Raw genomic sequence first — 21,074 nt, 5'->3', positions numbered from 1 at the left:
TATGTAGATTTATTTCTTGCGCTTGTTCATCTGCTTGGCTTCCCAGAACAGTCCGGTCAGGACGTCCTTGATGCGCTGCTTGTCCTCCTCGTTCAGAGGGACGCCGTCAAACATGAGCTCACCGTCATCCTCAAGCATTTTCTTGAAATCCCTTTTATCCCTGGAGGTTGCCCAAGCGGGAGCCGAGATGTCTTCGTGCTTGGCAGCATCCTGCTGCAAATAACCTGCTTTATTCATCAGCTCTTCATAGGGAACTTCAAGTGCCTCTGCCATTTTGCGAAGCGTTTGCGGCTTGGGGATGCCCCGCAGCCCATTCTCGATCCGGGAGATTTGTGATCCGCTGATATCGGCGGCTTGGGCCAGCTGATTGATGCTCCAGCCTTTGTTCTCCCGCATCTCTTTCAAGTATGATCCAAATATGCGTTCCACGTTCCGGCCACTCCTCACCATAGTCCATCTGAAACATCTACTTATAGTATAAACACATGACTCTCCTTTGCCAACAGGTAAAACAAAAGAGAGAATTATTGCCAAAAGGCAAGGATATGAAAGGTATGATCCATATTCTCCTGAATAGTTCGCCCATTTGAAGGTTTACGCCGGTCTCCAAATAGTGGTATATTAATGAAAAAATACGAACAACATACGAACACTTGAGATGAGACAAACTTCTGCCAAATGGCAAAGCAAACCTCGACAACGACAATCAAAAGGGGAGTGTTTTTCGAATGAACCCATTTTTACCGGAATTGGATCGCAGAAAGACCCAAAATGCTGTTGAAGCGATATTCGAGAAATATCGTATCTATAAAACCATTACATTTGAAGTCAGGGAGACGAGCGTCACTGCATCCTACACGGAACGATTTCACGGACCGACCAACGTCACCACGGACCAAACGGCCTCGGTTGCCATATATAATGTAGATATGCCTGCGGCCAGGAAGCAGTATTGCGAGACGATCGAGTCGATCGTGGAGCGGCTTGGCGACCGGGAACAAACCCTCATTCGGGAACGGTATATGAAACAGGACGACGTATTTGATTACAAGGTGTACAACCATATCCTTGAACCGCCTGTCAGCAAGGATACGTATACCAAGATCCGCACCCGGGCCTTCTATAAACTGGCACTGGCTTTAGCAGACAGGGGGCTGCTGAAGCTGCAGGAATTGGAGAAAGTCGCAAAGAGCAAAATGAGCTGAATAAGTGCCGAGCGAGCGTGGATCATCAAATCGAGCCAAAACCGGAGGACCTCAGAATGGAGGCCCTCCGGTTTTTTTGTTTCAAGTTGAGGCAGCGTTGTTGAGGAAGAGACCTAAGAGAACTGGTATGTAATCAAAAAATGCGAACATAGGTTCGTACTATTTTCCGCCGACATTCCACTTAAAGTTCCGCATTATCCGTCCTATAAGACGTCAGCGCATCCGATTTAGGGGTGTAAGATTGTATTATCGGAAATGAAGTTAAACAGAGCATACCGAACACACACAGTGTAGATGTGAGCCGGCCTTGAGAAGGACCGGTTTTTTTGCTGCGGCTTTAGGCTTCGATTGCTTCATTTTCGATGCTCTATATGAATAGAAAGGAGGGGGCCGTATTGCGCAAGCATGTGATCGTCGCAAGAAGCTGGCTATCCCATAACCGACCGGAAGCCACCCGGCTATCTGCGGAATGAGAGGGGCGGTCAAGCAGGCCGTTCTAGATATCGTTCCGGAGCTTGAAGGCCAAATATATGACGTACATCCGCCGGATGGGGTGAGCGAGCCTTTTTATGGCGTCATTACGCTGGGAGAGGACGTTTGGAAATCCTCATGGGCAGGGTACCGGCAGGTGGTTCGATTGAAGCTGTATGCGGATCGTTCCGAATTGCTTCAGTTGGATCGCTGGGTGGAACTTCTAATCCCGGGACTTCATCGCAAGCAGGTTATCGGAGCCGATGGGAAAGCATTCAAGCTGCATTATTTGGGTGTGCCGGAAGCCGACAAGTTCGATTCTGTTTCAGGCAAAATGATCCGGATCATGCGATTCGGCGTCTATATGCCGCAGGCATCCGGGGCCGGTTCCACCGGACAACCCGACGAGTGGCTGCATACGCTGACAGCCTGGACAGGAGATGTGCTGGGCGTTCCTTGGCGCATCTATCATACGGCATGGCCCGCGGGACGGGAAGATCACGCCGTACTATGGCGGATGACGGGCTGCGAGACCAAGATGGCGGGCGCTTCGATGTTCGAGGTTCGTAAAACCTTTACCGGACATATTGCCGCTCTTGATTCCGCGGACGAGCAGCTGACAGCTGCAAGGCTGGTGGAGGAGCTTGGTACCCAGATCCAGCTGAAGTTGGATTCGCAGGATCGCCGCTATTTATCCGTTGCGGAGATTACCTCCGATATGCAGGCTGATCCCATTCTGGACGGGCAGCTGAAGCTGACCCTGGCGCAGCGGAAGATGCGTTCACCGGAGGAAGCCGCCTTGATCAGGCGCATTAACGTTCATCCAATTTTAAAGTGAGGTGGTCACAATGGCTGTGAAAAAAACACTCAAGGCAGAATCTCGAAGTATCAGCGCTCCGCGATATGCGCTAGATGAACTCGAAACACACGCCAAGGAACTGTTCCAGGTTCGGGCGGAAGTGCTGGCAGGTGCCATGTATGGAGCAGACGGAGAGCTGTTCACGGTAACCGAAGTCAAGGAAAGAATCCAACAATTTATGAAAGCGAAGGTGGTCTAATCATGGCAGGTGGAACATGGGAAAGCACAAATAAACCGGTACTTCCGGGTTTGTATATGAATTTCAAGGCGGCAGCCGCGTCGGCTATTCAGGGTGGATCCCGGGGGACGGTCGTCGTGCCCGTTAAAGCCAATTGGGGACCCGTGCGCGAGTTCGTGGAGATCGGCAGCGAGTTCGCGATTTCCGAGCTGTATTCCGCGGATAGCCAGGATGGGGCTACGGCTTACGAAACGCTCTATCTGGCTTTGCTTGGCGGGCCGAAGAAGCTGCTGGCCTATCGCCTGGCAGATAACACGGCGGCAGCGGCTAGCGTAACGCTGCAAAATGCGGAAGCCACGCCTTCCGACGTGTTGAAGCTGCAGGCGAAATATCCCGGCAGTCGTGGCAACGGCTTCTCCGTAACCGTGCAGCCGTCGCTGATCGACCCGGCAGCACGCGAGCTTCGCCTCTATGAAGGTGCCAAGCTGCTTGGCACTTATACAAGCCTGGACGGGACAGCAGCGTCGATTGCGGCACAGATCAATGAAGACGATGAGAACCTCTGGGTAACGGCTACCGCACTGGAGGCGGCCGGCGTTCCTGCTGATGTGAACGGAGCTGTGCTGTCCGGAGGCAAAAGCGGCAACGGCGGCCTGACGAATGCAGATTATATCGAGATGCAGGATGCGGTCGAAGGCCAGGAATTCAACGTACTTGCCCTGGATTATGCTGCAGATATGGCTCTGCTGCAGAGCTTTGCGGCCTGGGTGAAGCGTCTTCGTCAAGAAGGACGCGGCGTGATGGCCGTATTCGGCGGCAGCGCTGCGGACGATACCTCCAAGGATGCAGCGAAACTGGCTGCGGCCCGTTCGCTTGCGTTGAACCATGAAGGGATTATTAATGTGGGGACGGGCGTGCGTCTGTCCGGCGTGAACTACAGTTCTGCCCAGACGGCTGCTTATGTGACCGGGCTTATTGCGGGTCAACGCTTGAACCAATCCGCTACATATGCGGTAACGCCATTCGAAGATGTGACCCGTCGCTGGACCCGATCCGAGCAGGAGCAGGCCGTACGAAATGGCGTGTTCGTACTCTTCTATGACGGACGTCAGGTGAAGGCGCTGCGCGGCATCAACACGTTGGTGAATCCGGCTGAAGGCCAAAACAATGCCTGGAAAAAAATCCGTTCCATCCGCGTGATGGATGCGATCCATGGGGACTTGCAGTTGGCCGCGGAACAGACCTACATCGGCAAGGTGAACAACACGGAGGAAGGTCGATTAGCGTTAATCGGCGCCGTGAAGGAATACCTCGCTTCGTTGTCACTGAGCAATGTCATCGAGCCGGACGGCTACGACGTCATTCTCGATCCGGCATACTATGGCGATTCCGCCGTGAACACGCCGGAGCCGGATCAGGTCTTCTTGCAGTGGAATGTGAAGTTAACCGATGTGATGGAGCAGCTGTTCGGTACATTTTACGTGCAATAATTAGAACGCCGATCAACATTTTTCTTATAAAAACTTAAAGAAATCGAGGAGGAACTAAATATGTTGGATGCTTCAAGAGTCATTATGGGGACATACGGCCAGGCGTATATTGACGGGGTTTGGCAGACGCACATCAACAAGCTGGAAGCCAGCGTGGAATTGGAGAAGCGCGAGCTGAAGCTGGTCGGCAACGACTGGACGGTGCACAAAAACGGCAGCAAAAAAGGAACCGGTACGATGAGCGGTTACAAGGTCACTTCCGATATGATCGCCCGCGGCTTCACTAAATTCGATATCATCTCCAAGCTGGATGATCCCGAATCCTACGGCCATGAGCGCGTTCGTCTGATCCGCTGCATGCCGGACAAAATCCAGCTAGCTAACTGGACAGCGGGTGAAGAAGTACAGGAGGAAACTTCATTTACCTTTGAGGGGTACGAGCTATTGGATCCGATTCAGGGGGATTAAGAGGTTTCTGCTTAAGCGCTGCTTGAGTACGTCAAATAGCGGGGGTTCGCCCGGGATGGTGTACCTCATACGGGCGAGCATCGCCCGCTGCAATAGGAAATGGAATCTATTATTTAATGAGCAAAGGAGATATACGCATGAGCTTGCACGAGAACATGAGCGAAGAGCAAATTTTGGACAGTCTGTTTGAGGCAGCCGAGAAGCTGCCGGAAGAAACGGTTCGCATTAAGCGCTTAGATATGAAAATGGTGCTCCAGGGTTTGACTTCGAGCAAGGTGGACAGCATCCGCGAGCGCTGTACCGTTCGCCGTACGGTAAAGGGTGCAGTGGATGAGAAGGTGGATACGGAAACGTTTAATGCATTGCTGATTTCCGAGGCCACGAGCAGTCTGTCGGTGAAGGGTTTGACGCTTAGCGGCTGGGGCGATCCGCGGATTACAAGCCGCTTGAAGCTGTCGGGCGGAGAGCAGGCGGTTCGCCGCATGCTGCTGGCCGGAGAGCTGGATGCCGTAGGCGATAAAGTGCTGGAGCTGTCCGGCTTTGGGGTCGAGATTGCTGACCTAAAAAACTGATTGGCTCCGGGGGAATGACGACGATGCTGTATCATCTGTGGGTCCGGCATCACCTTCGTCCCGGAGATTTTTGGCGGCTCCCGCGAGGCGAGCGCCTGCTGCTGCTCGCTTTCTCCCAGTCGGAGATCGAGGGCATGGCCGGTCAGAGTTTGAAGTGAATAGGGGGTGAAACGAAATGGCTGAAGCCATGAACTACCGCATGAATCTGGTCATTGATCCGAAAAACGTGATCAAGGCCAACCGCGAGCTGCGGGCGATGGAGCGTTATTTTGAGCGGATTCAGGGACGCGTCATGCGAATCGGGCGTACCCGCATGGCGCCTGAAATCGTGCTGAAGGACAGCGCCTCGAAGGGGCTGGACAGCCTGCTGGCCAAAATGCAGCGGGTGAAGTCACAAGTCATCCAAGCCTCGGCAAATGTAAAGCTGAACGTGCAGAAGCAGGTTGATACGAGTGTTCTAGTGGATTTGAAGGCATCAGGGTTTGATTTTTCTCCGTTGATTGATGCGCTGAGCGCGAATACGATTGCGGTGGATAATCTTACGGCGGAGCTTGGATCGCTTCAGCTTGGAGGCGGGGGTAGCGGTAAAAAGTCTGGATGGGATACGGCTCTAGGCATTTTAGGCGGTGTTATCACCGTGGGTTCCACTATGAAAAATGGTGGCCAACTATATGGTAAAGGAAAAAAGATGCGCGAAGCATGGAGTAAAGATACACCAGCTCCTACACCAGCCCCTAGGACGGCACCTAGGCCCAATGGGGTTAGAAGGGGGGGCGGCCGTGGATCCAATTCCAATCAAAGCCAGGCTGCCCCGACCCCGAATAGCCAAGGGGATAAGCCACTAACCAAATGGGGTAAGCGTTTTAACAAAGCTGAAACACTGGGAGATTTCATAGAAACTGCAGGCAACACAGGAAAGGGAGCTGTGACATTACTCAAGGATGCCGTGGGTATGACGAAAGGAATGTTTGGAGGCGGCGGAGGCAGCGGCATCGTTTCCGGAGGTGCGGCAAGCGCTGCCAAGACCGCTGCAGGGTCAGATTCAATAAAACAGGCAGCTGACGGCAGCCCTGGAGCAAGTGCAATAAAAAATGCAGGCAAAAAGGGTCTAGGCTCCGGCTTGATGAAGGGTCTTGGTAAACGTGCACTCGGCCCATTGGGATATATAGCCGATGCGACCGCAATCGCCTCTGCCGAATCCGGAAAAGAACGTAATCAGGCCATAGGCTCTGCCGTTGGTGGAGGTATAGGAAGCACGATCGGAGGGATCATCGGATCCGTTATCCCGGTTGCAGGTACGATGATCGGCTCAACGCTCGGCGGCACCGTAGGAAGCTATATTGGTGAGAAAGTGGGCGGCGCCTTTACCGGTATTGGTGAGAAGTTCAAAGAAGGTAAGGAGCAGGTATCCAAGTGGTTTTCCAACGCGTTTTCCTTCGGGAAAAAAGACAAGGAAGCTGCTCAACCGAAGGAAACGCCGAAGGCACCACCTTCTAATTCAACGGCAGTCGCTGTTCAAGGACCGATAATTCCAAATGCTGCGCCCACTAATGTCAGTACACCGCTGTTACCTGATCGATCATCGATTTCGACATACGGCTCATACGTGCCGCTTAGTCACTCTTCAAGTAGTGGATCTTTTGGTCCACCTGCGAGTGCAGCTCAAAATCAAGCGGTTTCCGGGAAAATGATGTCGCCTCAGCTCGTTCAGATCAGTCCGGAGCAGATGAGCACGATATCCGGCTTGCTGACGGACTTCAAAGCGGAGACGAGTGTGAATTACAATCTACCTCCAGGCGCGGTGCAGGTTACGGTGCATGAGGAACACCCGATCGATGTGGAAGGATTGATCCTTCAGATCGGACAACGGCTGAGAGCCGAATTCAGTAAAGCGGCGCAGAACCGGAAGCCGACTCCAATGGCCTATTGAAGATGATGGTTAACAGCAGACATGGAGTCGGTCCGAAGGCATCCATACAGAAAGGAGGGGGCCAAGGTGGAGTTTATGTTGAAGAATGGAAAAGGCATGACGTTCCTATTCCCGGTTAATCCCGAAGAGGTGAGCATTTCACGCCAAAAAGGCCTGGAAACGGCTACGATTCTCAACTACGGGGAGTTTGATTTTCCTCAAGGCAATCGGATTAAAGAGATATCGTTCTCTTCATTTTTCCCACAAGAGTATGATGCAGCTTTTTGCAAAGGTGAAGAGGAAGATCATATTAAACCGCAAACCGCGATGAATAAACTTAACGAGTTTTTGATGTATAAAACACCGTTGCAATTCGTCATTACCAAGACGGCGGTGAATGTGCCGGTGTATGTCGCTTCCCATCAGTCCACGTTCCGTGGCGGGGAGGTCGGGGATGTGTATTTTGACATTACGCTCCGGACATGGAGTGAAATGAAGGTGGCCAAAACGGCAGGCAGTAGCGGGGCTGCCGGTACGAATAAAAAGCCCCGGGCCGACATGAAGGAAAAGAACAAAACCTACATTATGAAGCCGGGGGACTCACTTTCCAAAATCGCCAAGCTGGAGCTCGGGGACAGCTCGAAATGGAACCAGATCTACAAGCTGAATCAGAAGATGATCGGTAAAGATCCGAATGCCATCAAGCCTGGGCAGAAGCTGGTGCTGTCATGAGTTATAAGGTGATTTTGCAAGATCAATATGATGTATCATCCTTGGTGGAAGCGATCAATCTACGGGACTCACTCGAACAAGTTGCTTATCAGGGAACTGTCAATTTGGTCGTAACGCCGGATATGCCGCCGATCTCGCCGGGAATGGCGATCCGAATCAGCGGAATTCCTTACGGTAAGAAGGATTATGTCCCCCTGCTGCACCCGGCTGTCGTGTGGGAAGTAGAAACCTCGAATAATGGGGTGAAGCGGATGACCCTCACGCTGTACGATCGGACGGTATATTTGGACAAATCGGAGGATGAATATCTGTTTCCGGCGAAGCAGACCGCTACCCAGCGATTCAAAAAGTACGCGGCGGACTGGAACCTGAAAATTGCGGTACTGCCGGATACCGAGAAGCAGTTGGGGCGTTCCGTTTACCGGACACAATCGATCTATGCGAGCATGTTCGCTGATCTGCGGGAGACGGCCAAAGCCGGCGGCAAGCTGTATCATCCGCGGATGATCTCTTCAGGGCTTGAGCTGTACGAGTTAGGAACGAACAAAGAGGTCTACATCCTGGAGGCCATCACGGATACTACGCAATCGCGGACGTTGGAGGGCGCGGCGACCAAGGTCAAAGTGCTGGCGACAGCCGCAAGCGAGACCGGAAAAGAGGTTCCTTCCAAGGTGATGGCCATCGAGGAGAAGGATATCGCAAAATACGGCCAACTCCAGGCTATTATTCAGGACGATGAAGTGAAGTCGCCTGCGGCTGCCCGCCAGCTGGCCCGGAGCAAACTGAGGGGGATTCGGGAGACCATCTCCCTGAATGCACCTGATGTCAATACGATCCGCGCCGGAGATGCGGTCATGCTGGGCTCGATGAAACTGCTCGTAATTTCCGTCAGCCGGGAGCTGGGCAGTCCCGGAAGCATGATGCTGGAGCTGGGGAGTTATGACGATGTAAAAAGGAGGTTTTACCTTGAATAAAGACCCCTATGGACAATTGGCGTCCTCCTTATATGCCTCAATGAATAAGCAAACCCGTCAAGCCATGGGCGGCGTAGGGGCCGTGCTCGGCACGATAACTTCTACGGGACTCAAGCTGGATGATTTCAAGCATGAGCTGCAGGACTATATGGTAGCGGAGCTGCCGGGAATGCTGTCCTTTCCCCGTTATACGGCAAAGGGCACCGTGACTTGGGGGGGCCAGCAGCAAGATATGACGTTTGATGCCGAAGAGAACGAAGTTGAAGATACCCTTTTTGTATTGGGAAAAGGCCTGAAACCGGGAGACCGCGTGCTCGCCGTTCGGGTCAACAGCGGTAACGACGTGGTGGTCCTATGCAAGGTGGTGAGCAGTGGTGGCTAATTTATTCCCTGAAGGCGATGATATGATCTGGACGGATGCGACCGATCCAGAGGTGCTGGAAGGAGACGGGGCTGTTTTTGGACGGAGCTGGAGGTATGATTTTGAAGCCGGCGAGTTTGTAATGTCCCCGACCCGGAAGATTCCGGTAGCGGACGAGAAGGAAGCCTGGGTCATTTGGTGTGAAAAAGCGATTCGTACGCCGCGTTACCGTCATTTGATCTATACGCGCGATTACGGAAGCGAGCTGGAGGAGCTGGTCGGCAAAGGATATGACCGATCTCTGCAAGAAAGCGAGATTCAGCGCATGGTGACCGAGACGCTGCTGGCGGATGCGCGGACGGAGAGCGTGGATCAGTTCCTTTTTGCCTGGGAAGGAGAAGCTTGCCGTTTCAGCTGCCGAATCACGAGTGTTCGGGATGAGACGGAAATTATAGAAAGCGTGGTGATCTGATGGCAGATTTGCCGTTGTATTTGTTGGATCAGACGGAAGAGAACATTATGAACCGCATGCTGAACAAAGTGCCTTCGGACATCGACAAGTCGGAGGGCTCTTTTATTTGGGATGCGCAGGCGCCGGTCGCGTTTATGCTGTCTGAGGCAGCTTTGTGGGCTCAGGAGCTGCTGCGTCGAGGCTTTGCGAGTACCGTGGCAAGCGATCATCCGGATATCCGTTCTGCCGAACTCGATCTGAGGACGGCAGAGCATGGGATTACTAGGCGGGAAGCGGTCGCTTCGTCCGGCAGCGTTCTGTTTACGGGGAAGCCAGGGACGACCGTGCCTGCCGGAACCTATGTCGCTACACCAGCCGATGAGGGCTCCGGGGAATCCTCCGTGGAGTATGTGACCACATCAGGCGTGACGCTGAGTGACTTGGGTACCGGCACGGCGCCGATCCGAGCCGTCACGCCGGGCAGTAATGGCAATGTTCCCGCAGGTGTCATTCAGCTCATGATGACGTCAGTCAGCGGCGTAACATCGGTTACGAACCCGGAGCCCACGCGGAGCGGGACGGATACCGAAAGCGACCAGTCGCTCCTGGAGCGTTTTTACGCCAAAGTCCGGAGTCAGGGAACGAGCGGCAACAAAGCGCAGTACATGCAGTGGGCCAATGAGATCGCGGGTGTTGGCGGCGTCGAAGTAGCGCCATTGTGGAAAGGACCCGGTACCGTCGGGCTGTATCTCATAGATACGGACAAGCGTGCGGCAAGCCAGGATATCGTGGATGCCGTTCAGCAGTACATTGACCCGTCCCGGGATGGACAAGGCGAAGGCGTTGCCCCGGCCGGTCCGGTGATCACGGTGATGCCTGCGGCGGAAGTGGCGATTGATATCTCCGTCAAAGTGCAGCGCACGCAGGAGCAGCCTTCGACAATGGAAGAAATCCGGAAGCTGATCGAAGACGGCGTTCGCACGTATTTACAGCAGATCGCTTTTAACCGGAAGGATCCTTTGGTAAGGTATACGCGAATTGCCGCCGTATTGCTGGATATTCCAATTATCGTCGACTACTCGGATTTGACGATTAACGGCCACACCGAGCAGCAAAATATCGAAATTGGCTCCGGTCAGGTAGCGGTGCTGGGGACGGTGAGCGTAAGTGAATAATATCCGAATGAACAGCTTGCGAGGTCGCGAGCTGTTTTCTTATCTTCCGGCCTATTACGAGACCTCCCGTGTCATGCAATCCGATATGGATGCCAAGGGTAGCGAACTGGACGCGCTTTATCAGGCGCTGAACTCAGCTGCAGACCAGTTCTTTGTCCGCACAGCGACTTGGGGTTTGGAACGCTGGGAGATGGAGCTCGGCATTTCGACAGATCGGAATAAACCGATCGAGCAGCGACGGGCGGTGCTGGAGTCCAAGCTGCGCGGAGCGGGAACCTTCTCGGGAGCGCTCGTAAAGAATGTGGCGGAAGCTTACGATGGCGGCACGGTTGAGGTATCTTTTCAGCCCGAGGAATGGGGCTTCACGGTTAAATTCGTGGATACGCTCGGCATCCCGCCGAATCTGGAGGATTTGAAAGCCGCGATCGAGGAGATCAAGCCGGCGCATCTGGCGGTGGCGTATGCGTTCCGGTTTTATACTTATGTTGAGCTTGTGGAGAGTGGCCTGACATATGGGGATGTGGCGGCAACGGGAAAAACATATGGCGCAATTTATAATAGGGGGTTGACGTAACATATGGCACTAACAGCAGCTTTAGGACTACCGCTCATTGATGACACAATGACGGCGAACGTTGTCAGAGATCTGAACGCTCTAGCGGAAGATATCGATAGCAAAGTAATGCCTAGGAAGGGGGGGGTACTAGATGCGGGAATGATAGATGTAACCGACGGAACACGTATTCTTCGAATCGGTTCCGATGCAAATGATCCATGGATCGGTACGCCAACGAATCATGATTTTCGATTCATCACGAATAATCAAGTGCGCGGTCGAGTTACAGCGTCCGGTTCTTTTGTATGGCTGGATCGTATTTTGACCAGCCGTGCCGGGATGCAGATCGGACAGGATTCAATGGCAGCGAAAAACTTCCACCTTGTTTCAGATGATGTGTCCACAAAGCCTGCCTTACGAGTCTATAACGGCAATTACGGTACCGGTACACGAATGTTTGGAATCGATACATCTGGACACATCATGATAGGGAGCCAAACAGAGGCATGGAATACCGAAGGATGGTCCAAGGTAGTTGACATTTATCGAACCGGTAACCTAAATCTCACGCTTCGGACGGATCAATCGCAGGGGGTTCTTGCCGTTCATGATTCAGGATTCTACGGATGTAATCCGGGTCTTATTATCGGGACTGCAACGGCTCAGGAACTTTCTTTTGTTGTTGGTAAAACACGGCGCGCAGCTTTCGGTACAGACGGATCCTTTACAGTAACTACCGGAGCCATGGGCGTCTCGACGTCCCAAGATGCTTATGTTTTCTTAAATGCTGGAAATATACCGTTAAATGGATGGCGTAATAAAGCGATTATTAATAGTGTTAATGACGCTTATGGGGGGGCAGGTCTTATTTTTCGAGCTACTCGACCAAGTGATAACGCCTTAATTGATATAAAGCTAAATTGGAATAAAGGCGGAGGCGATATTATGACCGAGTCGCATATTGTCAAATCAACAGCAGCGCCGTCTGGTGGGTTCGATGGTCAAATATGGATTCAATATTCATAAGGAAAGGGGGACCCTTTTATGGCGCTAAGTGTTCGTGCCGGAGGCACGTTTCGAAACGTCTCTAGCGTTCATACTCGAGTAGGCGGAACATGGCGGAAAGCAACTCAGGTTTGGGTAAGGATCGGTGGAGTTTGGAAGCAGGTTTGGACAGGTCAAGGATTTAAAGTAGTGGCTAATATGAATACAACTCATGTCTGGGGCTACGTAAATTCCGTAGGAAACTATGTGTATACAATTGGTGGATTTGCTGGAGCTATTGCAGATGGCTATGAGTCAAAACGTAATGAGCGATACGATCCAATAACGAATACATGGTCGTTTATGGCAGATATGTTTTATAGAAAGGTAAATGGCGCGTCTTTCGTTATTAACAATGAGATTTATATGCAGGGTGGTAACGCAGACTACCATATAGGAGTTATTTATAGTCCAACAACGAATACGTACCGAAGTTATCAAGCAACGGCATCTGGAGAATCACAATTTTCTGGCACTATCGGTTCATTTGGATATACAGCAGGTGGTTTTGACCGTTACTTATACATGAACACATACCAGTACAATCCAGCAACTAATAGCTCTACGATAATGGCAAGCATGCCTAATCCTATTGCATATGGAGCCTCAGCGGTAGTCAGCAATAGTCTTTATACTATCGGTGGTATGACGACTGAGAATCGTTGGACGAACTACGTTTATCAGTTTACACCTAGCACAAATACTTGGACGCAAAAGGCGAACGCGTTGTTCGCTAATGAGCGGCCTTGCGCATGGTCATATAACAATAAAGTTTATGTATATCGATTATGGAATCAACTTGATGTCTATGATCCAGTAACAAATACATGGGTGACTTCGCCCGATGTATCACCAAGTGGACAGTCGATCTATGGAACAAAAGGAGCAGTTGTCGGGAATAAGGCTTACATTCCAGGAGGTGTGAACGCCAATAATGGTTCGTTCTCATATCAAACCTTGGAATACACAATGGGGTAGGGAGGTACCAAATGGAATACAAAGGTAGAGAATTAATTTGTACAGAAGAGGAGTTACAACAGTTTATCGGTGGGTTAACCGTTATGCATCAAGTGTATAAGTTCACTGACAAGTTCAATGGACAGTTTATCCATAACCCGACTGGAAATGATAACGCACGTTATTACGTATTACAGGTCGGAGACAGGACGTTTCTTCAACCTCATGCGCCATTTGAAATGGGTATTGTTCCTATTACGGAGGAGAATGCGCTTGAATACATTGAGCGTCACGCGGATGAGTTAACCGATATGGTTATATTTGAAAAATTCGCTGTTCAACCAGAAGATTCCCTAGAAGTTCTGAAAAAGAAAAACTCTGAATTGCAAATTATAGCCGACGAGTTGAAGCTTCGCAATGCAGCAATGCAAGACGACCAGCTTTTTATTCTCGAAGCTCTTGCGACCGAAGGCATTATTTAAATATCTGGGAGGTGATTTTTTTGCTGACAGCAAGACAACGCATGGTACGAGGGTATGGATTCGCAATATTTGAGGATGGTACTCGAAAATTTAATTCCATAGGACACAGCTTTCACTTGGACATAAAGTCGTATGCAGCAGCCAATTTTGGAAAGGACAAGATCGACTTTGCGCTTTCAACTGAAAGAATTACTGAAGATGAATATCAGGAAACGTTAGCGCTGGTTGGAACTGACCAGGCAAATGAATGGTTCAATATTTAGGGAGGAAAAGATACGATGGAAAATACGCAAGATATCCGACAACTTGCAAAGCTGCGTTTGCAGGAGATTCACGCGCAAATGTACGTACTGAGCGAAGAAGCCAGAATTATTAATGGTTTTCTTACTCTGAGAGATCAAGAGGAAGCAAATACTAATTCGACTGATATCCAGATGGAACATTTTGAAGAGTAACTGTTGGAGCTCGTTGAATTTGCCTTAGCACAGTTCATAGGTCCTTACTCTTGGGATAATGAATTTATAAAAATTTATGATTATTACACCTACAGCCTTCAAGCCGGAAGAGGAGGTGATCTAGTATGATTGTTCAGCAAATGCAAACTTCTCTGAAAAGCGCCTTGCAAACGAAATTTAAAGACATCTCCCTCATTTTCAAAGAGGATGCCACACCACTACCACCAGCCCCATACTTCAAAACTGAGCTAACCCTAGCCGAGTTCGAGCCGATATCGACAAGTCGATATGCGGCTCGTTTTCGTTTCCACATCTCTTACGTGCCAACGGAAGGGAAGTCAGTGGCAACGATCATGGACGATATGCTTGAAACGTTGACTTCACTAGATATTGGCGGTCGACCATGCCGCGCCTCATCAGTGGCGTGGGAGCGCCCAACGGGGAATGATGGGGCAATGGGAGAAGGATATTTTCGCGCAGAGTATGTCATTCAGATGACAACGGATCAGGAAGAGAACGACATGAAGATGCAAACATTGAAACAGGGAGGCGGATTGAAATGAGTAAAAAAGAAACAGCACCAGCGTTCAACAAACACCAGTTGGCACAATCCAATCAATTCAGTAATCGCGAGAAGGATGTGCTGAGCGCCATTCTCGAAGAGGGCAAGACGTACACCATTCAGCAAGCGAAAGACCAATTAACCACATTTTTGAAAAAGGAGGTCATCTAAATGGCCGGAGGAACATGGACAACACCAAACAAAGTAAGACCAGGCGTATACACCCAAATCTCATCGCAGGAGCAGCCGATCGGGCGCGTAGGTGAAAGGGGGATTGCGGCGTTGGGCTTGTCCCTTCCATGGGGAGAGCCACATAAAATCCTGACGATCAAACCAGGCACCAACCTGGTAGAGGTGCTGGGATATGATATCACATCACTACAGTTGCTCTCGGTAAAAGAAGTACTTAAGCGTGCTGGCACGCTTCTGTTGTACCGCTTAAATAGCGGCGCCCAGGCTGCAGCTTCTGTTGCTGGTCTCAAAGTAACCGCACTTTATGGCGGCGAACGCGGAAATGACATCCAGATCGTCATTGAGAACGCCGTCGATGATCCCGGCAAGTTCGTGGTCAGCACCTTGCTGAGCGGCAAAGTCGTAGAAAAACAGCTTGTAGCCAGTGCGGCCGAACTGAAACCGAACTTGTACGTAGCCTTCGCACCGGATACCGGCGATTTGGCGGCTACGGCTGGCTTTGCTCTCACAGGCGGCGCGAACGGCACCGTAACCAACCAAGAGCATGTGGATTTTCTTGCCGCGCTTGAGGTTCAAGAATTCCAGACTGTAGGTCTGTTGTCGGGTGACCCAACGCTTAAGTCCCTGTATACCGCATTCGTCAAGCGTCTTCGTGAGCAGGAAGGCAAGAAAGTTCAAGCTGTGCTGTCTGATTATTCGGCTGCGGATTATGAAGGAGTCATCAGCGTAAAAAATGGCGTTGTTCTCACCGACAGCACCGTCGTGGATAAGGTGAAGGCAGTTGCCTGGGTCACTGGTGCTACGGCTGCAGCAGCCGTTAACGAATCCCTTACGTATGCGGCTTACGATGAAGCGGTGGATACCGATGTTCGCTTGAGCCATACGGAGATTGAAGCGGCGCTCACGAAGGGCGAGTTTCTGTTCAGCTACAGCGGCGGGAAAGCCGTGGTCGAGCAGGATATTAACAGCTTTACCTCGATTGAGCCAGCGAAAGCGCGACACTTTTCCAAAAACCGGGTGGTTCGCGTGCTGGATGGAATTGCAAACGATCTAAAGCTGATTTTTGAGAAGTCCTATATCGGTAAGGTAGATAACAATGTGGATGGCCGGACGCTGTTCTGGGCGGAATGTGCGGCGTATTTTGCATCTCTGCAGAATATTGGAGCTATTCAGAATTTTGATGCGAACGAGGATATTGTGGTGACACCTGGTACAGAAGGCGATGTGCTGTTTGTGGATATTAAGGTACAGCCAGTGGATGCAATTGAAAAAGTATACATGAAAGTGAAGGTGGTCTAAGATGGCATTTTTACGGGCAAACGACACGATTTCCGGGCAAGAGGGCAAGGCATTCGTCAAGATTGGCGAGCGTATGGAGGAAATGTTCTACATTAAAACACTGGAAGCTACGGTGGAGAAGGAAAAAGCCGAGCTGAAAACGATGGGCCAACGCGCCGTACAGCACAAAGCCATTGGCTGGAAGGGCAGCGGCACGATGACCATTTATTATGTGACCTCACTGTTCCGCGAGCTGATGATGGAATACATCCAGACCGGCAAAGATTCTTACTTCATGATCGAAGTGCGCAATGAGGATCCGGGTTCGTCAACGGGACGTCAGACGGTGATTTTGGAAGGGGTCAACCTCGACAGCGTGATTATGGCATCTCTCGACACCGAAGCGGAGGCGCTGGAGGAAGAAGTGGCCTTCACGTTTGAGAATGTGCGAATTGAGACGCCGTTTAACCCATTGGCCTAATACTTAACATTGAATGAGGAGGAAGGAATATGAGCGATTTTAGTATGTTTTTTGCTGGACAGTCGTCTGCGGAGATCACGGAGGAATTCGTGGTCTCTGTTCGTTTTAAGGATGCTGAAGGAGGTCCTGTGCCCTGGAAGCTGCGCAGCATTACGGAGGAAGAGAACCAGGAATGCCGCAAAGCGGCTACCCGTAAGGTCAAAGGCAAGAACGGTGTATTCACGCCGGAAATCGACCCGAATGACTATATGACGAAATTGATGGTATCCAGCGTTATTTACCCGGATTTGAAAAACAGCGAGCTGCAAAAATCCTACGGCGTGCTCGGTGCTGAATCCCTGCTCCGCAAAATGCTGCTACCGGGCGAGTTCGCCGCGCTTGGCGAGCGGGTGCAAGCCCTGAATGGTTTTGACCGGGATATGAACGAACTGGTGGATGACGTAAAAAACTAATCAAAGAGGGCGACGGTGATGCGAACTATGCGTACTACGCCCTCCATGAACTGCACATCCTTCCTCACCAGCTCATGGCGATGACGGTCCGGGAACGGGCCGCCATCTATGCCATGATCTCGATGCGGGTGGAGAAGGAGAAGCGTGAGCGAGTCCGGAAGCGGAGATAGGTTGTAGAAAAGGGGGTGAAGGAATGGCGAGCGTAAAGGATGCACTCCTGCGCTTAAATAATCTGGCTAATGAAATGATCGTGAATCAGCTGTTACAGCTTGAAAACAGCTTTCAACAAACTGTTGATCAAATTGCTGAGGCAGCAGCAGAACAAGAGCAGCTTAATGAACGGATTGAGCAAGGGGAAAAGAAAGCCAGTAAACTTGGGAATGCTTTTAAATTGTTAAAATCCGCATATAAAGCGGCCGATTTTGTTGCGAAAATGACGATTATTCCAGCAGCAAAAGAACAAGTAACGGAAGACTTCTTTAAAGTTAAGACTGGTGATGCCGAGGTAGGTTCAGCTATATTCGAGAACGTCAAACAGAATGCATTGAAAACCGGGTTAGATGTTAATGATTCGCTAAATAATGCTTTAACGTTTATGTCAATGACTAAAAACTCAGATCAAATTGCGCAATTAAATGGCTTCGCTGATCGAATGAGCACACTATCAACAGACGGCAAGAGTTCAAAAGATGCAACAGGGGCGATTATGAGTGCGATGCGTGGCGATACCAGCTCTCTAGCTAAAGATTTTAATATTCCTGATTCCCAGATTAAAAGCTTTAATGCAGAAATCATATCATCTAAAGGGAATTTTACTGCATTTCTTTCATCCATGGACAAACTGCTGCAAAAATCAGGCATGACACAGGAAGCTATGGATGCCATGCTGGATTCGCCTGTTAATAAGTGGCAGCAACTAATGGGATCCGTCAACAATTCTTTTGTTCAGATGGGGGGTGGCGCATTAGCTGCAATCATGCCAATTCTGGATATGTTGAATGCAGCTTTTGAAAACGGGACTTTCCAGCCTTTTATTGATGCTATATCCATAGGATTAACCGTAATTGCTGAGGGGTTTTTGTGGGTAGCGCAAATGATTCCTCCAGCCTGGGAATTCATTAAAGCTACGATTGCTGGTGTCGGTAACACGATATGGAATCTGGTCACTATATTTATGGGGTTGCTTCCTGTTATCGCTTTAGTGGGTGTTTTTTTTGCAATGTTAAATGCAGGGATGATCATGGGAAGAATATCGGCTTACGCATTTACTGCGGCACAAACTGTGATGGCTACGGTTACGAATATAGCGGCAGGTGCAATGAGATTATTTAATATGGTGGTTAAGGCTAATCCTCTTATGCTGTTCATTTCTTTAGTTATCGCTGCGATGGCCGCATTCGGGGCTTGGCAAGTGGTGACTATGGGCCTTAAGCAGATATTTAGCAATGTATTTGGTTTCATTGTCGATCTGGCGCAAAACACGGTTAACACGGTCATTTCAGTTATTAACGGGATCATTAAAGGTGTTAACGCGGTAGCGGGCTTTTTTGGCAAGGTTCTTGGCGTTGATACCAAGCAAATTGCGGAGATTGAATATAAGGCGGATTTTACGAATTTCAAGGATAAAGGGCAAGACTATATTGAAGATTTCTCTATAGATAAGTTCAAAAATCAATTCATGCCGGCTAAGAACACGGGCAAGAACAACGAGGAGTTATTGGAACAGTACAATATGGGAAAAACCGGATACGATGTTCCCGTTCCAAAAACAGCCCCAACTCCGTCCATGCCTGCCATGCCAACAGCCCCAATCCCGGTAGCCCCTGCGGGCGGCAGTATCGATTCCATTGGTAAAGTGGATAACTCGGTGGACGTGGCGAGCGAGGATCTGAAAATTATGCGCGACTTAGCAGAAGTGAATGCGATCAGCAATATGATTACTCTGACGCCTACCGTGCAGATGACAACAGGAGATATTAACTCCGGGGCCGATCTGGATACGATCATGTCGAGAATTAACCGAACGCTGGAGGAGCAGTTTGTGTCCAGTGCCGAGGGGGTGTATCTGTAGCATGAGCGATTATGGATTTTTTCTGAGCTTCAATAACCAGGAGGAGGTTTTTCGATTTCCGGTGAACCCCGAGCGGATTGACGTGAAGGATAGCGGCGAAGGCAAATCCTATACGGTAGCGGGGCTTGGTGAAGTGAATGCAATTCTGCATCCGAAGCTGACGGAGATCTCGTTTGAAAGCTTTTTTCCGGGTAGGATGTACCCCTTTGTCCATCTAGGATCTGACCAGGAGCTGAAGCTACCGATTGATTACGTAAATACCATTAAGGGCTGGATGGAGACCCGCCGACCTGTGCGCTTTGTCATGACGGGCCTCGTTCCCGATCCGCTAAGCGGTACGGACGGCAAGAATGTGGCTCGGGCAATGAAGTCTTTTGGCATCAACATGGCGGCATCTATCGAAAGCTTTAACTGGAATACGATGGCCGGATCGCCGGAAGATATCGAGTTCTCGATTACGCTCAAACGCTATGTGTTTTATGGGGCTCGGAAGGTAGTACCGGTAAAAGACAAAAAGGCGGCAGCCGTGAAGAAGAAAGACCGGCCGGATGACCGCGAAAAACCAACCTCCTATACGGTTGCCAAAGGCGACACCCTGTGGAGCATTGCCCAAAAGCTGCTCGGCAGCGGTTCCCGTCATGCGGACATCCAAAAACTGAACGGAATTAAGGACCATGAGGTTCGGAAGCTGGCTATCGGCCGGGTTCTTAAGATTCCCTAAAGAGGTGGCGCCATGATTGAACTGATGATTGACCGTAAGAACGGAAGCGTGTGGGATCTGGGGCAGATCGTAACCGACATCACGTGGAAAACAAGCCGTCAGGCGAAGCCGGCGAGTCTGGATATCAACTATGTGAACGATGGTCTTGCGCAGAGCAAGGAATTCGAAGTGGAAAACGGCGACATTGTGCGCTTTCGGAAGGATAATAAGGATCTGTTTTATGGTTATGTTTTTTCCAAGGAGTGGGGTATGGACGCCCAGGTCAAGGTTATGGCTTATGACCAGCTGCGTTACCTGTCCAGCAACGACACCTACCGGTTCACGAATGCCAAGGTGGAGGATATCATCCGGAAGATTGCCAAGGATTTCAATCTGAAGACAGGAACGCTTGCCGATACCGGCCATACGATCCCTGCGATGCTGGAAGCGGACAAAAAACTGATCGATATTATCTGCAAGGCCCTGGAGTCCACGTTGATCGCGACCAAGCAGTACTATATGTTTTACGACCAGTACGGTGAACTGACGCTGACCAATATCAACGACATGCTGCTTAAACTCGCGGTGGGAGAAGACAGCCTCATGACGGATTTTTCATATAAAAAAAGCATCGACAACGAGACGTATAACCGCATCAAAGTCGTGCGGGACAACAAGGAAATCGGGAAGAGGGACGTGTATGTTTACCAGCATGGGCAGAACATCGCCCAGTGGGGGCTGCTCCAGTTGTATGAGGTTGCTGACGAGAACATGAACCCCGCTCAATTGAAGCAGTTAGCGCAAAATTTGCTGGAGCTGAAGAACAGGGAGCAGCAGACGTTGTCGATCGAGGCTATTGGAGATTTGCGGGTACGTGCAGGAAACACGATCTATGTGAATCTTCCAGAAGAAGGCTTGAAGCCGTATCTCATTGATGAGTGTACGCATAAATTCTCGGATGGTAAGCACACGATGTCGCTGAATATGAAGGTGGTGTAA

The 21,074-nt window shown here is 50.4% G+C and carries 28 protein-coding genes; 27 read left to right on the top strand and 1 reads right to left on the bottom strand.

Features of this window, described 5'->3' with window-relative positions:
- Positions 1-9: 9 nt before the first annotated feature.
- Positions 10-429 (bottom strand): transcriptional regulator, encoded by a 420-nt coding sequence (locus CRG97_RS27550; protein WP_098748819.1) that lies wholly within the window; start codon positions 427-429, stop codon positions 10-12.
- A gap of 299 nt (positions 430-728) precedes the next feature.
- Here CRG97_RS27550 and CRG97_RS27545 point away from each other — a divergent pair, with 299 nt between their 5' ends.
- The 27 genes from CRG97_RS27545 (at position 729) to CRG97_RS27430 (ending at position 21,074) form a co-directional block, all read left to right on the top strand.
- On the top strand, positions 729-1,205 hold the full coding sequence (locus CRG97_RS27545; RefSeq protein WP_098748818.1) for an ArpU family phage packaging/lysis transcriptional regulator: 477 nt from the start codon (positions 729-731) through the stop codon (positions 1,203-1,205).
- A 469-nt stretch (positions 1,206-1,674) separates the two neighbouring features.
- On the top strand, positions 1,675-2,514 hold the full coding sequence (locus tag CRG97_RS27540; protein WP_098748817.1) for a hypothetical protein: 840 nt from the start codon (positions 1,675-1,677) through the stop codon (positions 2,512-2,514).
- Between the two features lie 10 nt (positions 2,515-2,524).
- Positions 2,525-2,734, top strand: a complete 210-nt coding sequence (locus CRG97_RS27535) for a YqzN/YkzM domain-containing protein (protein ID WP_098748816.1) — start codon at positions 2,525-2,527, stop codon at positions 2,732-2,734.
- A 2-nt stretch (positions 2,735-2,736) separates the two neighbouring features.
- Entirely contained in the window at positions 2,737-4,203 is a 1,467-nt protein-coding gene (locus CRG97_RS27530) for a phage tail sheath family protein (protein WP_098748815.1), read from the top strand.
- 60 nt (positions 4,204-4,263) lie between these two features.
- Positions 4,264-4,671: a phage tail tube protein gene (locus CRG97_RS27525; protein WP_098748814.1), complete on the top strand. Its 408-nt coding sequence runs from the start codon at positions 4,264-4,266 to the stop codon at positions 4,669-4,671.
- 137 nt (positions 4,672-4,808) lie between these two features.
- A complete protein-coding gene (locus tag CRG97_RS27520) occupies positions 4,809-5,243 on the top strand; it encodes a phage tail assembly chaperone (RefSeq protein WP_076324773.1) in 435 nt (144 codons plus the stop codon).
- Between the two features lie 23 nt (positions 5,244-5,266).
- On the top strand, positions 5,267-5,401 hold the full coding sequence (locus CRG97_RS34060; protein ID WP_272914381.1) for a hypothetical protein: 135 nt from the start codon (positions 5,267-5,269) through the stop codon (positions 5,399-5,401).
- Positions 5,402-5,418: 17 nt separating this feature from the next.
- Positions 5,419-7,173, top strand: coding sequence for a hypothetical protein (locus tag CRG97_RS27515; RefSeq protein WP_098748813.1), 1,755 nt, complete (start codon positions 5,419-5,421; stop codon positions 7,171-7,173).
- Between the two features lie 66 nt (positions 7,174-7,239).
- The gene (locus CRG97_RS27510; protein WP_098748812.1) at positions 7,240-7,884 is read left to right on the top strand and encodes a LysM peptidoglycan-binding domain-containing protein; all 645 of its coding nucleotides are present in this window, start codon (positions 7,240-7,242) and stop codon (positions 7,882-7,884) included.
- On the top strand, positions 7,881-8,858 hold the full coding sequence (locus CRG97_RS27505) for an XkdQ/YqbQ family protein (protein ID WP_098748811.1): 978 nt from the start codon (positions 7,881-7,883) through the stop codon (positions 8,856-8,858). The genes CRG97_RS27510 and CRG97_RS27505 overlap by 4 nt, the downstream gene beginning before the upstream one ends.
- The gene (locus CRG97_RS27500; protein WP_098748810.1) at positions 8,851-9,240 is read left to right on the top strand and encodes a hypothetical protein; all 390 of its coding nucleotides are present in this window, start codon (positions 8,851-8,853) and stop codon (positions 9,238-9,240) included. The genes CRG97_RS27505 and CRG97_RS27500 overlap by 8 nt, the downstream gene beginning before the upstream one ends.
- A complete protein-coding gene (locus CRG97_RS27495) occupies positions 9,233-9,691 on the top strand; it encodes a DUF2634 domain-containing protein (protein WP_098748809.1) in 459 nt (152 codons plus the stop codon). The genes CRG97_RS27500 and CRG97_RS27495 overlap by 8 nt, the downstream gene beginning before the upstream one ends.
- A complete protein-coding gene (locus CRG97_RS27490; RefSeq protein ID WP_098748808.1) occupies positions 9,691-10,845 on the top strand; it encodes a baseplate J/gp47 family protein in 1,155 nt (384 codons plus the stop codon). Before CRG97_RS27495 ends, CRG97_RS27490 begins: the two co-directional genes overlap by 1 nt.
- 7 nt (positions 10,846-10,852) lie before the next feature.
- Positions 10,853-11,419, top strand: a complete 567-nt coding sequence (locus tag CRG97_RS27485; RefSeq protein ID WP_098748910.1) for a YmfQ family protein — start codon at positions 10,853-10,855, stop codon at positions 11,417-11,419.
- A gap of 3 nt (positions 11,420-11,422) precedes the next feature.
- Positions 11,423-12,427: a hypothetical protein gene (locus CRG97_RS27480; protein WP_098748807.1), complete on the top strand. Its 1,005-nt coding sequence runs from the start codon at positions 11,423-11,425 to the stop codon at positions 12,425-12,427.
- Between the two features lie 18 nt (positions 12,428-12,445).
- Entirely contained in the window at positions 12,446-13,423 is a 978-nt protein-coding gene (locus CRG97_RS27475; RefSeq protein ID WP_098748806.1) for a Kelch repeat-containing protein, read from the top strand.
- Positions 13,424-13,434: 11 nt separating this feature from the next.
- Positions 13,435-13,884 (top strand): hypothetical protein, encoded by a 450-nt coding sequence (locus tag CRG97_RS27470; protein WP_098748805.1) that lies wholly within the window; start codon positions 13,435-13,437, stop codon positions 13,882-13,884.
- Between the two features lie 20 nt (positions 13,885-13,904).
- A complete protein-coding gene (locus CRG97_RS27465; RefSeq protein WP_098748804.1) occupies positions 13,905-14,147 on the top strand; it encodes a hypothetical protein in 243 nt (80 codons plus the stop codon).
- 15 nt (positions 14,148-14,162) lie between these two features.
- Complete coding sequence (locus CRG97_RS33135; protein ID WP_161952972.1) at positions 14,163-14,339, top strand: hypothetical protein; 177 nt, start codon at positions 14,163-14,165, stop codon at positions 14,337-14,339.
- A gap of 125 nt (positions 14,340-14,464) precedes the next feature.
- The gene (locus CRG97_RS27460; RefSeq protein WP_098748803.1) at positions 14,465-14,902 is read left to right on the top strand and encodes a phage tail terminator family protein; all 438 of its coding nucleotides are present in this window, start codon (positions 14,465-14,467) and stop codon (positions 14,900-14,902) included.
- On the top strand, positions 14,899-15,072 hold the full coding sequence (locus CRG97_RS33400; protein WP_202619009.1) for a hypothetical protein: 174 nt from the start codon (positions 14,899-14,901) through the stop codon (positions 15,070-15,072). The genes CRG97_RS27460 and CRG97_RS33400 overlap by 4 nt, the downstream gene beginning before the upstream one ends.
- Positions 15,073-16,392, top strand: coding sequence for a phage tail sheath family protein (locus CRG97_RS27455; RefSeq protein ID WP_098748802.1), 1,320 nt, complete (start codon positions 15,073-15,075; stop codon positions 16,390-16,392).
- 1 nt (position 16,393) lies between these two features.
- Positions 16,394-16,852, top strand: coding sequence for a phage tail tube protein (locus CRG97_RS27450; protein WP_098748801.1), 459 nt, complete (start codon positions 16,394-16,396; stop codon positions 16,850-16,852).
- A 29-nt stretch (positions 16,853-16,881) separates the two neighbouring features.
- On the top strand, positions 16,882-17,304 hold the full coding sequence (locus CRG97_RS27445; RefSeq protein WP_098748800.1) for a phage tail assembly chaperone: 423 nt from the start codon (positions 16,882-16,884) through the stop codon (positions 17,302-17,304).
- Between the two features lie 193 nt (positions 17,305-17,497).
- Positions 17,498-19,375, top strand: a complete 1,878-nt coding sequence (locus tag CRG97_RS27440) for a phage tail family protein (protein WP_098748799.1) — start codon at positions 17,498-17,500, stop codon at positions 19,373-19,375.
- Position 19,376: 1 nt separating this feature from the next.
- Positions 19,377-20,096 carry a LysM peptidoglycan-binding domain-containing protein gene (locus CRG97_RS27435; RefSeq protein WP_098748798.1) on the top strand — a complete coding sequence of 240 codons (720 nt, stop codon included), beginning with the start codon at positions 19,377-19,379 and terminating at the stop codon, positions 20,094-20,096.
- A 12-nt stretch (positions 20,097-20,108) separates the two neighbouring features.
- Positions 20,109-21,074 carry an XkdQ/YqbQ family protein gene (locus tag CRG97_RS27430; protein WP_098748797.1) on the top strand — a complete coding sequence of 322 codons (966 nt, stop codon included), beginning with the start codon at positions 20,109-20,111 and terminating at the stop codon, positions 21,072-21,074.

The organism is Paenibacillus sp. EZ-K15 (genome assembly GCF_002573715.1).
In the GTDB taxonomy this organism is placed as follows: domain Bacteria; phylum Bacillota; class Bacilli; order Paenibacillales; family Paenibacillaceae; genus Paenibacillus_AQ.
Note: the sequence above shows the minus strand (reverse complement) of the source record. Positions and strands in the feature narration are given on the sequence as shown.

Coding starts and splice junctions, on each gene's coding strand:
- CRG97_RS27545 (WP_098748818.1), top strand. CDS start 729: ATGAACCCATTTTTACCGGAATTGGATCGCAGAAAGACCCAAAATGCT.
- CRG97_RS27540 (WP_098748817.1), top strand. CDS start 1,675: ATGAGAGGGGCGGTCAAGCAGGCCGTTCTAGATATCGTTCCGGAGCTT.
- CRG97_RS27535 (WP_098748816.1), top strand. CDS start 2,525: ATGGCTGTGAAAAAAACACTCAAGGCAGAATCTCGAAGTATCAGCGCT.
- CRG97_RS27530 (WP_098748815.1), top strand. CDS start 2,737: ATGGCAGGTGGAACATGGGAAAGCACAAATAAACCGGTACTTCCGGGT.
- CRG97_RS27525 (WP_098748814.1), top strand. CDS start 4,264: ATGTTGGATGCTTCAAGAGTCATTATGGGGACATACGGCCAGGCGTAT.
- CRG97_RS27520 (WP_076324773.1), top strand. CDS start 4,809: ATGAGCTTGCACGAGAACATGAGCGAAGAGCAAATTTTGGACAGTCTG.
- CRG97_RS34060 (WP_272914381.1), top strand. CDS start 5,267: ATGCTGTATCATCTGTGGGTCCGGCATCACCTTCGTCCCGGAGATTTT.
- CRG97_RS27515 (WP_098748813.1), top strand. CDS start 5,419: ATGGCTGAAGCCATGAACTACCGCATGAATCTGGTCATTGATCCGAAA.
- CRG97_RS27505 (WP_098748811.1), top strand. CDS start 7,881: ATGAGTTATAAGGTGATTTTGCAAGATCAATATGATGTATCATCCTTG.
- CRG97_RS27490 (WP_098748808.1), top strand. CDS start 9,691: ATGGCAGATTTGCCGTTGTATTTGTTGGATCAGACGGAAGAGAACATT.
- CRG97_RS27485 (WP_098748910.1), top strand. CDS start 10,853: ATGAACAGCTTGCGAGGTCGCGAGCTGTTTTCTTATCTTCCGGCCTAT.
- CRG97_RS27480 (WP_098748807.1), top strand. CDS start 11,423: ATGGCACTAACAGCAGCTTTAGGACTACCGCTCATTGATGACACAATG.
- CRG97_RS27475 (WP_098748806.1), top strand. CDS start 12,446: ATGGCGCTAAGTGTTCGTGCCGGAGGCACGTTTCGAAACGTCTCTAGC.
- CRG97_RS27470 (WP_098748805.1), top strand. CDS start 13,435: ATGGAATACAAAGGTAGAGAATTAATTTGTACAGAAGAGGAGTTACAA.
- CRG97_RS33135 (WP_161952972.1), top strand. CDS start 14,163: ATGGAAAATACGCAAGATATCCGACAACTTGCAAAGCTGCGTTTGCAG.
- CRG97_RS27460 (WP_098748803.1), top strand. CDS start 14,465: ATGATTGTTCAGCAAATGCAAACTTCTCTGAAAAGCGCCTTGCAAACG.
- CRG97_RS33400 (WP_202619009.1), top strand. CDS start 14,899: ATGAGTAAAAAAGAAACAGCACCAGCGTTCAACAAACACCAGTTGGCA.
- CRG97_RS27455 (WP_098748802.1), top strand. CDS start 15,073: ATGGCCGGAGGAACATGGACAACACCAAACAAAGTAAGACCAGGCGTA.
- CRG97_RS27450 (WP_098748801.1), top strand. CDS start 16,394: ATGGCATTTTTACGGGCAAACGACACGATTTCCGGGCAAGAGGGCAAG.
- CRG97_RS27445 (WP_098748800.1), top strand. CDS start 16,882: ATGAGCGATTTTAGTATGTTTTTTGCTGGACAGTCGTCTGCGGAGATC.
- CRG97_RS27440 (WP_098748799.1), top strand. CDS start 17,498: ATGGCGAGCGTAAAGGATGCACTCCTGCGCTTAAATAATCTGGCTAAT.
- CRG97_RS27435 (WP_098748798.1), top strand. CDS start 19,377: ATGAGCGATTATGGATTTTTTCTGAGCTTCAATAACCAGGAGGAGGTT.
- CRG97_RS27430 (WP_098748797.1), top strand. CDS start 20,109: ATGATTGAACTGATGATTGACCGTAAGAACGGAAGCGTGTGGGATCTG.